Raw genomic sequence first — 13,416 nt, forward strand, 5'->3', positions numbered from 1 at the left:
CTTCGCCGCTCCTGGTGACGGTGCTGATCGTGGGTGCCATCATCGGCGCCTTCGTGATGTTCTCGGGCTTCTACGCCGACATCCTCTGGTTCGACCAGCTCGGCTTCATCCAGGTGCTCCAGACGCGCTGGCTGTCGATGCTCGTGATGTTCCTCATCGGCTTCGTCGCGATGGCTGTGCCGGTCGCCCTCAGCGTGCAGATCGCCTACCGCTCGCGCCCCGTCTACGCGCAGCTCAACTCGCAGCTCGACCGCTATCAGGAGCTCGTCGAGCCGCTGCGGAAGGTCGGCATGTGGACGGCGCCGGTCGCGCTGGGCCTCTTCTCGGGGCTCGCGTCGGCCTCGCAGTGGGAGACGGCGCAGCTGTGGCTCAACCGGAAGCCGTTCGGCGAGGTCGACCCGCAGTTCGGCCTCGACATCGGCTTCTACGTCTTCGAGCTGCCCTTCTACCAGCAGGTGCTCGGCTTCGCGCTCGCGGTGCTGTTCATCTCGGCCGTCGCCTCGCTCGCCACGGCCTACCTCTACGGCGCCATCCGCGTCACGGGCCGCGAGGTGCGCGTCTCCCGGTCGGCGCGCATCCAGCTCGCCGTCATCGGCGCGCTCTACATGCTCGCGCTCGGCGCTTCGATCTGGCTCGGCCAGTACGCGGCGCTCGCGCAGACCTCGCAGGGCTTCCTCGCGACCGGTGCGGGCTACACCGAGGTCAACGCCACCATCCCCGGCGCGCAGATCCTCGCCGGCATCGCCGCGCTCGTCGGCGTCTTCTTCATCGTCACCGCCGTGATCGGCCGCTGGCGCATCGCCGTCGTCGGCACGGCCCTGCTCATCGCCGCCTCGCTCGTGGTCGGCGTCGCCTACCCGGCGATCGTGCAGCGCTTCCAGGTCGACCCGAGCGCGCGCACGCTCGAGGCCGAGTACATCCAGCGCAACATCGACGCGACCCGTGCAGCGTGGGACGTCGACGACATGGTCGAGACCGACTCCGACGCCCGCACCGACGCCGAGCCCGGCGCGCTCCGCGCCGACGCCGAGACGACGGCGAACATCCGCATCATCGACCCCGCGCTCGTCTCCGACGCCTTCGCCAACCTGCAGGAGTACCGCCAGTACTACGGCTTCGCCGAGCAGCTCGACGTCGACCGCTACGAGATCGACGGCGAGATCCAGGACACCGTGATCGCGCTGCGCGAGCTCGACCTCTCGGGGCTCGACGAGGACAGCTGGTACAACCGCCACATCGTCTACACGCACGGCTACGGCGCCGTCGCGGCGTACGGCAACCAGCGCGGCCAGGAGGGCCAGCCCGTCTTCCTGCAGGGCGGCATCCCCACCGAAGGCGCGCTCGGCGAGTTCGAGCCGCGCGTGTACTTCGGCGAGTCGACCCCCGACTACTCGATCGTCGGCGGCCCCGAGGGCTCGCCCGACCTCGAGCTCGACTACCCGCGCTCGACCGAGGAGGGCAGCGGCAACGCGACGACGACCTTCTCGGGCGACGGCGGCCCGCGGCTCGACAGCGTCATCAACCGGCTCGCGTACGCGCTGAAGTTCCAGTCCGAGCAGATCATCCTCTCGGACGCCGTCACCTCCGAGTCGCAGATCCTCTACGACCGCCACCCCCGCGACCGCGTCGCGGCCGTCGCGCCGTACCTGACGCTCGACTCCGACACCTACCCGGCGGTCGTCGACGAGCGGCTCGTGTGGATCGTCGACGGCATGACGACCTCGTCGAGCTACCCGTACGCGTCGCACCGGTCGTTCTCGCAGACGATCGCCGACACCACGAACGCGAACCCGTCGCTCGTGCCCGGCGACATCATCAACTACATGCGCAACTCGGTGAAGGCCGTGGTGGATGCGTACGACGGCTCGGTCACGCTGTACGCGTGGGACACCGAGGACCCGGTGCTGCAGGCGTGGCAGCAGATCTACCCCGGCACGATCCGGCCGATCAGCGAGATGTCGGGCGACCTCATGAGCCACGTGCGCTACCCGGCCGACATGTTCAAGCTGCAGCGCAACATCCTCGGCGACTACCACGTGACGAACCCGGCGACGTTCTTCTCGGGCGACGACCAGTGGTCGACGCCGGCCGACCCGACGTGGTCGAACTCGCAGGTGCCCGCGCCGCCGCAGCCGCCGTACTACCTGACGATGTCGGTGGACGGGCAGGATCCGGCGTTCACGCTCTACTCCACCTTCATCCCGCGCGACGGCCGCGAGATCCTCTACGGCTACCTCTCCGTGAACGCCGACGCGGGCTCGACGCCGGGCGAGGTCTCCGAGGACTACGGCAGGCTCACGCTGCAGATGCTGCCCAAGGACAGATCGATCCCGGGACCGGGTCAGGTGCAGAACACGTTCGACACCGACGACGAGGTCTCGCGCGAGCTCAACCTGCTGCGGCAGGGCGCGTCCGACGTGCTGAACGGCAACCTGCTGACGCTGCCGGTCGGCGGCGGCCTGCTCTACGTGCAGCCGGTCTACCTGCAGTCGACCGGTGCGACCTCGTACCCGGTGCTGCGGAAGATCCTGGTGGCGTTCGGCGACGACATCGCCTTCGAGGACACGCTCGACGAAGCGCTCGACGCGCTCTTCGGTGGCGACTCGGGGGCTGAGGCGGGCGACTCGGACGTCGACCCCGGGGCGCCGGGGGAGGAGCCGGCCGAGCCCGGCCAGGAGCCCTCGACCGACCTGCAGGCGCAGCTCGACGCGGTGCTGCAGGAGGCCGGCGCCGCGCTCCAGGAGCGCCAGGCGGCCTACGCCGAGAACGACCTGGTCGCGGCCGCGGAGGCCGACCAGCGGCTCACGGCGGCGCTGCAGCAGGCGGTCGAGCTCTCGGCGCAGATCGAGGGCGAGCCGCTGCCGGAGGAGACCGCTCCCGCCGAGCCGGCGCCCACGGAGTCGCCCGCGCCGTAGCCGAGTTGCCGAGCGGCGACATCCCTGGTAACGTCTCTTCTTGTGCCGCGGGGTGGAGCAGCTCGGTAGCTCGCCGGGCTCATAACCCGGAGGTCGCAGGTTCAAATCCTGTCCCCGCAACGAAGTCCGCGAACTGCGGCACGAGAAGAGGCGCCCGAGAGGGCGCCTCTTCTGCATGTCCGGGCGGAGCCCCCGGGCATGGGGTTCGCCGTCTGCAGGCGCTGAGCCCGCTACTCGAACAGGCCGCCGATGCCGCCGCCCCCGCCGCCGCCGTTCGAGCCCGACGGCTGCTGCCGGCCCTCGCTCGGCTGCACGACGACGAAGCCCGGGCCGTGGAAGGCCAGCTGGAAGGCCTCGCCCGTGCCGCCGCGCAGCATCGAGCGCATGTTCATGCTGCTCACGACGCTCGGGCTGAGGTTCGACGACCAGCAGACCGCCGCGTTCGGGTCGACGAACGTGGGCTGGCGCGAGCAGTCGAGCAGCAGCGGCTGCCCCTCGCACGAGACGCCGACGGTGCCGTGCCCGCCGAGCTCGAGGTTGAAGAGCCCGCCGGCCATGATGTTGCCGCTGCGGAGCATCTTGATGTCCCACTGCAGGTTCGGGTCGAAGGCGAGCAGGTTCTTGCCGCTCACCGACAGCCCCTCGTTCTCGAGCAGCACCGTGAACACGTTCGCGGCATCCCTGGCGAGGAACACCTCACCCTGGCCGCGCATCCGCATGAGCGGGGCGCCCTCGCCGGTGACGAGCTTCTTCAGCATGCGCACGGCGCCCGCGCCCTCGTGCTGGAACTCGATCTGGCCCTGGTAGGCGACCATCGCGCCCTTCGCGGCGAGCACGTCGCCGCCGTTCGAGACGTTGACCCGCAGCATCTTGCTCGACTGCTTGACCCACCGATCGGTCGACTGGGCCTCCTGGTTCGCCTCGGCGAACAGCTCACTCCTCATGCGTCCCCCTCCAGGGCGTGCTCGAGCCTGACGACCTTGCCGTCGAGCTCTCCGGTCCATCCCGGTCGGATGTCGGCCTTCAGGACGAGGGATGCGCGGGGGCTCACGGCGAGGACGGCGTCGGTGGCGCGCCGCACCACGTCGAACACCTCGTCCCACTCGCCCTCGAGCGTCGTGAACATCGCGTCGGTGCGGTTCGGCAGCCCGCTCTCGCGGACGACGCGCACGGCCGCGGCGACCGCGTCGTGCACCGAGCCCTCGGGGCCGGCGGTGGCCGGGGCGATGGAGAATGCGACGAGCATCCTGCTCCCTTCGTCCCCGCGATCCTCGCACCCCGACCCTGAGCGCGCCACCGCGCCTGCGTAGGCTGGAGGCGTGAGCGACCCGAGAGCATCCGAGCCGCCGCTGCTGGCCGCCGCCGTGCAGTGGGCGCCGAGCGAGGACGTCGAGGCCAACCGCGCGGCGGCCGCGGCGTGGATCGACCGCGCGGCCGAGCGCGGGGCGCGGCTCATCGTGCTGCCCGAGTACTCGCAGCACTGCTCCGCCGACCTCGCGGCGACCGCCCCCGCGGCCGCCGAGCCGCTCGAGGGACCCTTCACCGCGATGCTGCGCGAGCGCGCGGCGGCGCACGGCGCGCTCGTGATCGCCGGCATGCTCGAGCGGATCGAGGGCGGCGTCGCCAACACGGTCGTCGCGGTCGACGCCGACGGCATCCGGGAGGCGTACCGCAAGGTGCACCTCTACGACGCGTTCGGCACCCGCGAGTCCGACTGGCTCACGGCCGGCGACGTCGCGCAGGCGCCCGTCGTCGAGGCGCTCGGCACGCGCATCGGCATCGAGACCTGCTACGACCTGCGCTTCCCGGAGGCGACGCGCAGGCTCGTGGATGCGGGGGCCGACGTGGTCGTCGTGCCCGCGGAGTGGGTGCGCGGGCCGCAGAAGGAGCGCCACTGGACGACGCTCGTGACGGCGCGCGCGATCGAGTCGACCGTGCACGTCGTCGCCGCCGACCAGGCCCCGCCGCTCGGCGTCGGCTGCTCGGCGATCGTCGACCCGATGGGCGTCGCGCTCGCCGCGCTCGGCGACGGCGAGGGCATCGCCGTCGCGCCGATCGACCCGGCCGTGACCGCGGCGACCCGCGCGCGGAACCCGTCGCTCGCGAACCGGCGCTACCGCGTCGGCTGAGGGCTCAGCGCGCGGGCTCCAGCACCGCGTCCTTCAGGCCCGCGAGCTGCGACGCCGCCCGGTGGAGCGTGTCGTCCGACTTGCAGAAGGCGAAGCGCATCGTCGAGCGCAGGTCGCGCCGCGACGGGCGCGCGAGCGCCGACAGCGGCACACCGACCACGCCGACGAGCTCGGGCATCCGCCGCGCGAGCGCCGCAGCGTCGTCGATGCCGAGCGGTGCGGCGTCGGCGAGCAGGAAGTAGCCCGCCATCGCGTCGTGCACGGCGAAGCCGGCCTTCCGGAGGCCGCGCGCGAGGATGTCGCGCTTGCGCGCGAAGGTCTGCACGATCGTGTCGTAGTGCTCGTCGGCGAGGCGGAGGCCCACCGCGACGGCCGGCTGCAGCGGCGACGCGTTCACGAACGTGAGGTACTGCTTCACCGCGCCGATCTGCGCGATGCGCTCGGGCGTCGACATGATCCAGCCGACCTTCCAGCCCGTGATCGAGAAGGTCTTGCCCGCCGACGAGATCGAGACGAGGCGCTCGCGCGCGGCCTCGAACGCCGCCACGGGCACGTGCCGCTCGTCGTACACGAGGTGCTCGTAGACCTCGTCGGTGACGATGATCGCGTCGCGCCGCTCGGCGACCCGCACGATGTGCCGCATCGCCTCCTCGCTGAACACCGCGCCCGTCGGGTTGTGGGGCGAGTTGACGATGATCATGCGGGTGCGCGGGCTCGTCGCGCGCTGCAGGCGGTCGGGGTCGGGCTGGAAGTCGGGTGCGGCGAGCGGCACCGGCACGAGCACGGCGCCGGCGAGCGCCGCGACCGCCGCGTAGGCGTCGTAGTACGGCTCGAAGGCGATCACCTCGTCGCCGGGGGAGAGGTACGCGAGCATCGTCGCGGCGAGCGCCTCGGTCGCGCCCGCGGTGACGAGCACGTCGCCGCGGCCGAGCCCGATGCCGTAGAAGCGCCGCTGGTGCTCGATGATCGCGTCGATGAGCTCGGGGGCGCCGCGGCCCGGGCCGTACTGGTTGCGGCCGTGGTCGATCGCGTGCTTCGCGGCGTCGAGCACGGCGCGCGGGCCGTCCTCGTCGGGGAAGCCCTGGCCGAGGTTGAGCGCCCCGGTCCTGGTCGCGAGCGCCGTCATCTCGGCGAAGATCGTCGGGGCCAGCCGGCCGTCCGCCCCGAGCAGGCCCGCGCCCGCCGCCGTCCGCTGCCAAGGTGCCTGCTCCATGCTCCGACGCTACCCGTTCCGGCGTCCCTTCCGGTGGATCGACATCGGGACCGCATGGGAATCGCATGGACTCCGGTGCGATGCTCGAAGCCATGAGCAACCCGCACGACCGCGTCCCGAACCCCATGGGACCGCAGCCCGCGCAGCCGCCCCAGGGCGACTGGCGCTGGCAGCACCCGACCGCATCCGTCCCCGCCGGCGCCCCCGTCGGCACCCCGGCCGCTGCCGCGCCGCAGGCCGACCGGCCCGACCCCTGGGCCGCGACCCGGCCGTTCCAGCCGGTCCCGCAGGCGCAGCCGCACCCGGCGCCGGCCGCTCCGCGCCGGCGCACCGGACTCGTCGTCACCTCGGTCGTCGCGGCGGCGCTGCTCGGCGGCGCGGCCGGCTTCGGCGGCGGCGCGCTCGCCGGCACGCTGCAGCCGCAGGCGCAGTCGCAGTCGCAGTCGGCGACGCAGGACGCCGGCACGACGGGCGAGACGGTCGCCGACCCGCAGACGATCGCCGACGTCGCGGCCGCTGCGGGCCCCTCGGTCGTCACCGTACAGGCGTCGTCCCAAGCGGGCTCGGGCGAGGGCTCGGGCGTGGCCGTCGCGGCCGGCGGCTACATCGTGACCAACAACCACGTCGTGACGCTCGACGGCCAGGCGGCCGACGCATCCATCACCGTCGAGACGAGCGACGGCCGGCTGCTCGCCGCCGAGATCGTCGGCACCGACCCCGTCGTGGACCTCGCCGTGATCAAGGTCGACGCCGACCTGCCGGTCGTGACCTTCGCCTCGAGCGACGACGTGCGCGTCGGCGACACGGCGATCGCGATCGGCGCGCCGCTCGGCCTGTCGAACTCGGTCACCGACGGCATCGTCTCCGCCGTCGACCGCGGCCTGCGCATCGCCGGCAGCGCGGCCCCCGAGGGCGACGAGCAGCAGTCCGAGCAGTCGCCGTTCGGCTTCTGGCAGGAGAACGGCGCGCAGGCCGCGCAGGAGGCCATCTCGATCCCCGTGGTGCAGACGGATGCGTCGATCAACCCGGGCAACTCGGGCGGCGCGCTGCTGAACGCCTCCGGGCAGCTCGTCGGCGTCAACGTCGCGATCGCCAGCATGGGCCAGGGCGAGTCGGCCGGCTCGATCGGCATCGGCTTCGCGATCGAGTCGAGCCTCGTGCAGCGCGTCGTCGAGGAGCTCATCGGCTCGGGCGAGGCGACGCACGGCCTGCTCGGCGCGACCGTCAGCGACGTGACCGACGCCTCCGTCGGCACGGTCGGCGCGCAGATCCGCGAGCTGTCGGAGGGCGGCGCCGCCGAGGCGGCCGGGCTGCAGCCGGGCGACGTGATCACCGCCGTCGACGGTGCCCCGGTCACGAACGCGATCGACGCGACAGCGCAGGTGCGCGCCCATGCCGCCGGCGCGACCGTGACGATCGCCTACCAGCGCGACGGCCAGGAGGCCGAGGCGGAGGTGACGCTGGGCGGGCTCTAGCCCGCGCGGCTCTCGTCCGACGGCGCGTCGCCGGGTGCATCCTGCATCTGCGACGCGCCGTCGCCGCGTCGCAGCTCGGTGACGTCGCCGCCGACCTCCTCGTCCGGGCCGAGGCCCGGCTCGTGCTGCGGCTCCTGCGCACGCCGCTCGCGCAGCCGGCGCAGGCCCCCGGCGAGGCCCTCGCGCTCGATGTCGCGCGCCTCGCGGATGCGCTGGCCGAGGTTGGGCCGCACCTCCTTGATGACGGGGGTGAGGTTGGCGTCGAACGAGACCGGCGCTGGCCCGAAGGCCTCCTTCGCGGCCTTCACGATCTGCCGGCCGAGGATGTTGTTGCCGACGCCGCCGACCACGGCGCCGATGCCGAACGGCATCGCGCGGCCGAGCATCGACGCACCGGTGTTGCGCGCCATGCGCCGCAGGAAGGCGCGGCGCAGGAAGTCGACGACCTGTCCCATCGAGCCGCTCGGCAGGCGCGAGGTGATGAGCTCGCCCCAGAACGCGTTGCCGGCCGCGCCGCGGCCGAGGGCGCGCTCGGTCGCCCGCCTGACGAGCGCCGTGCCGCCGTTGCCGAGCATGATGCCCATCACGAGCGCCTTCGCGCGCTCCTCGTCCTCGACGACGATGCCGTGCACCTCGGCGACCGCCTGCGCGTAGAAGGCGCTCGCCTCGAGGAAGCCGATCGTCTCGGCCATCGTGAGCCCGAGCGAGGCGACCGTGCCGATGCCGGGCGCGACCGCGCTCGCGCCGACCGCGGCGCCGCCGGTGGAGACGGCGGCGAGGTACTGCCGCTCGAGCCGGCCGAGCATCTCGGCGGGGGTCATCTGCGGGTTGCGGCGCCGGAGCGCTCGCAGGTGGTTGACGACGAGCGGCCGCTGCACGCCCAGGATGCCCTCGAGCGTCCTGACCATCCAGCCCAGGTCCTCGTCGCGGTCGATCTCTCGCATGGCGTCCCCCTGCCGGTCGGTGCCGGGCCGTGCCCGGCGTACCCCAGAAGCATGGCCCAGGAGAGCCGGGAACGGGCTGAGCGTGGGATCATGGACCCATGACTGACACGTTCGGACCGGACAGCCCTGGCCCCGGCAGCGTCGGCTCCGGCGGGAGCACCGACGTGCTCGACCGCGAGCTCGAGAAGCTCCTCAACGAGGAGTCGGTGGAGGACGGCGACCACGATCGCTTCTCCCACTACGTCAAGAAGGAGAAGATCCTGCAGTCGGCGCTCTCGGGCAAGCCGGTGCGGGCGCTCTGCGGCAAGAAGTGGACGCCGGGCCGCGACCCGGAGAAGTTCCCGATCTGCCCGAGCTGCAAGGAGATCTACGAGCGCCTGCGCGAGGAGTAGCCGCGCGCCGGACGCCTCAGCGGAACACGGGCCTCAGCGGAACACCGTCGGGATGGCGGGCTCGCCGCGGGCGAGGCGGTGCGCCTCGACCGGCAGCTCCTCGACCGACGCGGCGTGGCGCTCGCGCGCCAGCTCGACGCCCCCGTGGCCGAGCCAGCGGTCGTCGATCTCCCCGCCCGCCACGAGCGGCACCTGCAGCGCGCGGCCGCCGGCGGCCGCCGCGTCGAGCGTCGCGCGGTGGTCGGTGACGAGCACCGCCTCCTCGACGGCGACGCCGCCCTCGAGGCGGCGCACGGCCACCTTCTCGCCCGGGTGCGACGCCTTGTCCTCGCTCCGCTTGCCGACGCCCACCCAGGCGCCGTCGTCGCCCTGGCGCGCGACGAGCTTGTAGACCATGCCGGCGGCGGGCGCGCCCGAGCCGGTGACGACGCTCGTGCCGACGCCGTACGCATCCACCGGGCTCGCCTGCAGGCCCGCGATCGCGTACTCGTCGAGGTCGCTCGTGACGGTGATGCGCGTGCCGGTCGCGCCGAGCGAGTCGAGCAGCGCGCGGGCATCGGCGGCCACCTCGGCGAGGTCGCCCGAGTCGAGGCGGATGCCGCCGAGGCCGGTGCCGGCGACCTCGATCGCCGTGCGGATGCCCTGCTCGATGTCGTACGTGTCGACGAGCAGCGTCGTGCCGACGCCGAGCACGTCGATCTGCGCCTGGAAGGCCTCGGCCTCGGAGTCGTGCAGCAGCGTGAAGGAGTGCGCCGCCGTGCCCATCGTGGGGATGCCCCAGCGGGCGCCCGCGGCGAGGTTGCTGGTGGCGTCGAAGCCGGCGATGTACGCGGCGCGGGCGGCCGCCACGGCCGACTCCTCGCTCGCGCGGCGCGAGCCCATCTCGGCGACCGGCCGCCCCTTCGCGGCGCGCGTCATGCGCGTCGCGGCGTTCGCCACGGCCGAGTCGTAGTTGAGCACCGAGAGCGCCACGGTCTCGAGCACGACCGCCTCGGCGAAGGTGCCCTCGACCACCAGGATCGGGGAGCCGGGGAAGTAGAGCTCGCCCTCCGCGTAGCCGCGGATGTCGCCCGAGAAGCGGTAGTCGGCGAGCCAGTCGAGCAGCTCCGCCGAGACGATGCGGTGGTCGCGGAGGAAGCGCAGCTCCGCGTCGCCGAAGCGGAACTCGGCGACCCGGTCGAGGAAGCGGCCGGTGCCGGCGACCACGCCGTAGCGGCGAGCACCCGGCAGGCGGCGGGCGAAGGCCTCGAAGACGGAGGGCCGGAACGCGGTGCCGGAGCGCATCGCGGCATCGATCATCGTCAGCTCGTAGCGGTCGGTCATGAGCGCGGTGTCGGTCACGAGCGCCAGCCTACGACGGCGGCCTGGGGCGACCGCCTCGACGACGCCCGGTAGCGTGGCTCGGTGCCCCGAACCATCCGCCCCCTGCCCGACGGCGTCGCGCTGCGCGAGCCGACGCCCGCCGACGCGCCCGCCTGGGCCGCCTTCCTCGTGCGGGAGCAGGAGCGCACGTACGCGGGCCGGCTGCCCGACGACTTCGGGGTGCGCGGGCTCGCGCAGGCGAACGTCGTCGGGCTCGCGCGCGCCTTCGCGGAGCCGGGCGACGCCGTGCGCCGCATCGCGTGGCAGGGCGACCGCATCGTGGGCCTCGCGGCGTCGAGCGCCGCGCCCGCCCGCTGGGAGGTCGAGCTGGGGCTCGTGCCGCCGCCCGCCGAGCGCGAGCTCGACCGGCTCTACGTGGCGGCCGAGATGCACGGCACCGCGGTCGGCGCCGCGCTCTTCGACGCGGTCGTCGACGACCGCGCGCTGTACCTGTGGCTCATCGACGGCAACGAGCGCGCGGGCCGCTTCTACGAGCGCCGCGGCTTCCGGCACCTCGACGAGCGGGTGTCGACGGGCCCGACGTGGGGCGGCATCCCGATGCACCGCATGGTGCGCGCGCCGGAGCTGGGGGCGGCGACCCTTTCGGGTCGCCGCCGCGACGCCAGCGCCGAGGCCCGTCTCGGGCCGAGGTGAGCCGGTGCGGGCGGCGCGGCGGTGCTCAGCCTCGCCCGCGTCCGCTCGTCAGCCGAGCAGGCCCTGCTCCTCGAGCCAGGCGGCGGCGATGTCGGCGGCCGGTGCCTGCTCGTCGACCGAACGGCCGTTGAGGGCGAGGAGCTCCTCCGAGGTCAGCGCTGCGCTCACCTCGTCGATGATGCCCTGCGCCTCCTCGTCGACGCGGTCGCTCACGACGGGCACGACGTTCGAGGCGAGGAACAGGCCCTCGGGGTCCTCGAGCACGACGAGGTCGTTCGCGGCGATCGACGGGTCGCCGGTGTAGACGATCGCGAGCTGGACGTCGCCGTCCTGCAGCGCGCGGATCGTGAGCGGGCCGCCGCTGTCCTCGATGGGCGTGAAGCCGACCTCGATGCCGTAGGTGTCGGCGAGGCCCTGCGGTCCGTTCGGGCGGGTCTCGGCCTCGGAGTTGGCGCCCATCGTGAGCGGCTCGTCGACGTTCGCCAGGTCGGCGATCGTCGTGAGGTCGTGCTCCTCGGCGAACTCGCGCGTGACGACGTAGGAGTCCTGGTCGGTGGCCGGCGCCTGGTCGAGCACCGTGATGCCCTCGGGCGCGGCCTCGGTGAGGGCGGCGTAGACGTCCTCGCTGAGGCGCTCGGTGGGCTCCTCGGCCCACACCTGCAGCAGCGGGCCCGTGTACTCGGGGAAGACGTCGATCGCGCCCGACTCGATCTCGGGCAGGTAGACCTCGCGCTGGCCGATGCGCAGGTCGCGCTCGATCGTGTAGCCGCCGGCCTCGAGGGCCTGGGCGTAGAGCTCGGCGATGATCTCGTTCGAGTAGTAGTCCTGCGAGCCGACGACGAGGCTCGTCGCGTCGCCGCTCGTCGTGGGCTCCGCGGAGCCCTCCTCGAGCGGGTCGGCGTTCGCGCAGCCGGTGAGCACGAGGCCCGTCGCTGCGATCGCGGCGAGGGCGGCGCCCGCCTTGCGGGGGATGCTGGTCATGCGGTGTTCCTCTCTGGAGCGCGGGCGGACGCCCGCGCGGGGACGGTGTGCGGTTCGGCACGACGGCCGGCCGCGGATTGGATCGCCTGGAAGACGAGCTCGACGACGAGCGAGAGCAGCGCCACGAGCAGGGCGCCGGCCAGCATGACCTCGTAGTCGCCCGCCTTGACGCCCTGGAAGATCGGCCTGCCGAGGCCCGTGTTCGAGACGTACGCGGCGAGGGTCGCGGTCGAGATGACCTGGAGGGCCGCCGAGCGCACGCCGCCGATGAGCACCGGCGCCGCGAGCGGCAGCTCGACGCGCTGCACGATCTCGCGCTCGGTCATGCCGATCGCGCGCGCCGCGCCCACCACCTGCCGGTCGACGGCCTCGACGCCGGCGTACGCCCCGGCCAGCACGGGCGGCAGCGCGAGCACGAGCAGGGCGAGGAAGGGGGCCTCGAGCCCGATGCCGAGGGCGAGGCCGAAGATCGTGAGCAGCCCCAGGGTGGGGATCGCCCGCGCGCCGCTCGTCAGCGCCACGACGAGCCCGCGACCCCTGCCGGTGTGGCCGATGAGGACGCCGGCGGGGATGCCGATGGCGGCCGCGGCGAGCAGCACGGCGCGCGAGAAGCCGAGGTGCTCGAGGATGCGCAGGCCGAGCGAGTTCGTGCCCTGCCAGCTCGCGGGGTCGAAGAGGTGGGCGAGGGCCTCGGCGAACAGGTTCATGCGCGCACCGCCGCCTGCCAGGGCATCGCGAGCCGGCCGAGCAGCAGCACGACCGCGTCGATCGCGAAGGCGACCACGACCGTGAGCACGATGCCCGTGATGATCGAGGCGTCGATGCCGCGCTGGAAGCCGTCGGTGAAGAGCGTGCCGAGGCTCGAGATGCCGATCACGGCGCCGATCGTGACGAGGCTGACGGTCGAGACCGCCATGACCCGCAGCGACGAGACGAGCACCGGGCCGGAGAGCGGCAGCTCGACCGCCCAGAACCGCGCCCAGGGGGAGTGGCCGAGGGCGTCGGCGGCGAGCATCGTCTCGCGCGAGACCGATCCGAAGGCGTCGGCGGCTCCGCGCACCATCAGCGCGCAGCCGTAGAGCGTGAGGCCGATGATCGCGACCCAGGGGGAGCGCGCCGAGAGGCCGACGATCGCGGGGATCATGATGAACAGCGCCAGCGAGGGGATCGCGTAGAGGAGGCCGGTGCCGGTCAGCAGCGCGGTGCGGGCGCGCGGATAGCGGGCGGCGAGCCAGCCGAGCGGGATGGAGATGACGAGCGCGAGCACGATGGGCACGATCGAGAGCCACAGGTGGTCGAGCAGCAGCGACCACACGATGTGCAGGTTCTGGCTCAGCCAGTTCATGGGCTG

At 73.2% G+C, this 13,416-nt stretch carries 13 protein-coding genes and 1 tRNA gene; 6 read left to right on the forward strand and 8 right to left on the reverse strand.

Annotation, left to right across the window (positions count from 1 at the left end; translation table 11 throughout):
- Positions 1-14 precede the first annotated feature (14 nt).
- Positions 15-2,915: a UPF0182 family membrane protein gene (locus FQ330_RS08425; protein ID WP_263970121.1), complete on the forward strand. Its 2,901-nt coding sequence runs from the start codon at positions 15-17 to the stop codon at positions 2,913-2,915.
- A 46-nt stretch (positions 2,916-2,961) separates the two neighbouring features.
- Positions 2,962-3,035 (forward strand) — tRNA-Met (locus FQ330_RS08430).
- 110 nt (positions 3,036-3,145) lie between these two features.
- Here FQ330_RS08430 and FQ330_RS08435 read toward each other — a convergent pair.
- Positions 3,146-3,859 carry an AIM24 family protein gene (locus tag FQ330_RS08435; protein WP_146356725.1) on the reverse strand — a complete coding sequence of 238 codons (714 nt, stop codon included), beginning with the start codon at positions 3,857-3,859 and terminating at the stop codon, positions 3,146-3,148.
- On the reverse strand, positions 3,856-4,161 hold the full coding sequence (locus FQ330_RS08440) for a thiamine-binding protein (RefSeq protein WP_146356727.1): 306 nt from the start codon (positions 4,159-4,161) through the stop codon (positions 3,856-3,858). The genes FQ330_RS08435 and FQ330_RS08440 overlap by 4 nt, the downstream gene beginning before the upstream one ends.
- Before the next feature lie 73 nt (positions 4,162-4,234).
- Between FQ330_RS08440 and FQ330_RS08445 the strand changes: the two genes are divergently transcribed.
- Positions 4,235-5,044: a nitrilase-related carbon-nitrogen hydrolase gene (locus FQ330_RS08445; protein ID WP_225792766.1), complete on the forward strand. Its 810-nt coding sequence runs from the start codon at positions 4,235-4,237 to the stop codon at positions 5,042-5,044.
- Positions 5,045-5,048: 4 nt separating this feature from the next.
- Here the strand turns inward: FQ330_RS08445 and FQ330_RS08450 are convergent, their stop codons facing one another.
- The gene (locus FQ330_RS08450; protein ID WP_146356729.1) at positions 5,049-6,257 is read right to left on the reverse strand and encodes an aminotransferase class I/II-fold pyridoxal phosphate-dependent enzyme; all 1,209 of its coding nucleotides are present in this window, start codon (positions 6,255-6,257) and stop codon (positions 5,049-5,051) included.
- 92 nt (positions 6,258-6,349) lie between these two features.
- On the opposite strand from FQ330_RS08450, the gene FQ330_RS08455 reads away from it, so the two are divergent.
- Complete coding sequence (locus FQ330_RS08455) at positions 6,350-7,732, forward strand: S1C family serine protease (RefSeq protein ID WP_146356731.1); 1,383 nt, start codon at positions 6,350-6,352, stop codon at positions 7,730-7,732.
- On the opposite strand, the gene FQ330_RS08460 is transcribed toward FQ330_RS08455, so the two are convergent.
- Positions 7,729-8,676: a hypothetical protein gene (locus FQ330_RS08460; protein WP_146356733.1), complete on the reverse strand. Its 948-nt coding sequence runs from the start codon at positions 8,674-8,676 to the stop codon at positions 7,729-7,731. The two genes, FQ330_RS08455 and FQ330_RS08460, sit on opposite strands and share 4 nt — an antisense overlap.
- A 98-nt stretch (positions 8,677-8,774) precedes the next feature.
- Here FQ330_RS08460 and FQ330_RS08465 point away from each other — a divergent pair, with 98 nt between their 5' ends.
- Complete coding sequence (locus FQ330_RS08465; RefSeq protein ID WP_146356735.1) at positions 8,775-9,068, forward strand: DUF3039 domain-containing protein; 294 nt, start codon at positions 8,775-8,777, stop codon at positions 9,066-9,068.
- Between the two features lie 33 nt (positions 9,069-9,101).
- Here FQ330_RS08465 and FQ330_RS08470 read toward each other — a convergent pair whose 3' ends face one another.
- Complete coding sequence (locus tag FQ330_RS08470) at positions 9,102-10,391, reverse strand: nicotinate phosphoribosyltransferase (protein ID WP_146356969.1); 1,290 nt, start codon at positions 10,389-10,391, stop codon at positions 9,102-9,104.
- Positions 10,392-10,472: 81 nt separating this feature from the next.
- Between FQ330_RS08470 and FQ330_RS08475 the strand changes: the two genes are divergently transcribed.
- The gene (locus FQ330_RS08475) at positions 10,473-11,084 is read left to right on the forward strand and encodes a GNAT family N-acetyltransferase (protein WP_146356737.1); all 612 of its coding nucleotides are present in this window, start codon (positions 10,473-10,475) and stop codon (positions 11,082-11,084) included.
- Between the two features lie 48 nt (positions 11,085-11,132).
- Here the strand turns inward: FQ330_RS08475 and FQ330_RS08480 are convergent, their stop codons facing one another.
- Genes FQ330_RS08480 through FQ330_RS08490 form a run of 3 tightly spaced genes read right to left on the reverse strand, consistent with a single transcriptional unit; the run spans position 11,133 to position 13,410 of the window.
- Positions 11,133-12,065, reverse strand: coding sequence for an ABC transporter substrate-binding protein (locus FQ330_RS08480; protein ID WP_146356739.1), 933 nt, complete (start codon positions 12,063-12,065; stop codon positions 11,133-11,135).
- Positions 12,062-12,772, reverse strand: coding sequence for an ABC transporter permease (locus tag FQ330_RS08485; protein ID WP_146356741.1), 711 nt, complete (start codon positions 12,770-12,772; stop codon positions 12,062-12,064). The genes FQ330_RS08480 and FQ330_RS08485 overlap by 4 nt, the downstream gene beginning before the upstream one ends.
- On the reverse strand, positions 12,769-13,410 hold the full coding sequence (locus FQ330_RS08490; RefSeq protein WP_146356743.1) for an ABC transporter permease: 642 nt from the start codon (positions 13,408-13,410) through the stop codon (positions 12,769-12,771). Before FQ330_RS08490 ends, FQ330_RS08485 begins: the two co-directional genes overlap by 4 nt.
- Positions 13,411-13,416: the final 6 nt, after the last annotated feature.

Origin of the sequence: Agrococcus sediminis (assembly GCF_007923295.1) — a bacterium.
Taxonomy (GTDB): domain Bacteria; phylum Actinomycetota; class Actinomycetes; order Actinomycetales; family Microbacteriaceae; genus Agrococcus; species Agrococcus sediminis.

Coding starts and splice junctions, on each gene's coding strand:
- FQ330_RS08435 (WP_146356725.1), bottom strand. CDS start 3,859: ATGAGGAGTGAGCTGTTCGCCGAGGCGAACCAGGAGGCCCAGTCGACC.
- FQ330_RS08440 (WP_146356727.1), bottom strand. CDS start 4,161: ATGCTCGTCGCATTCTCCATCGCCCCGGCCACCGCCGGCCCCGAGGGC.
- FQ330_RS08450 (WP_146356729.1), bottom strand. CDS start 6,257: ATGGAGCAGGCACCTTGGCAGCGGACGGCGGCGGGCGCGGGCCTGCTC.
- FQ330_RS08455 (WP_146356731.1), top strand. CDS start 6,350: ATGAGCAACCCGCACGACCGCGTCCCGAACCCCATGGGACCGCAGCCC.
- FQ330_RS08460 (WP_146356733.1), bottom strand. CDS start 8,676: ATGCGAGAGATCGACCGCGACGAGGACCTGGGCTGGATGGTCAGGACG.
- FQ330_RS08465 (WP_146356735.1), top strand. CDS start 8,775: ATGACTGACACGTTCGGACCGGACAGCCCTGGCCCCGGCAGCGTCGGC.
- FQ330_RS08470 (WP_146356969.1), bottom strand. CDS start 10,391: ATGACCGACCGCTACGAGCTGACGATGATCGATGCCGCGATGCGCTCC.
- FQ330_RS08480 (WP_146356739.1), bottom strand. CDS start 12,065: ATGACCAGCATCCCCCGCAAGGCGGGCGCCGCCCTCGCCGCGATCGCA.
- FQ330_RS08485 (WP_146356741.1), bottom strand. CDS start 12,772: ATGAACCTGTTCGCCGAGGCCCTCGCCCACCTCTTCGACCCCGCGAGC.
- FQ330_RS08490 (WP_146356743.1), bottom strand. CDS start 13,410: ATGAACTGGCTGAGCCAGAACCTGCACATCGTGTGGTCGCTGCTGCTC.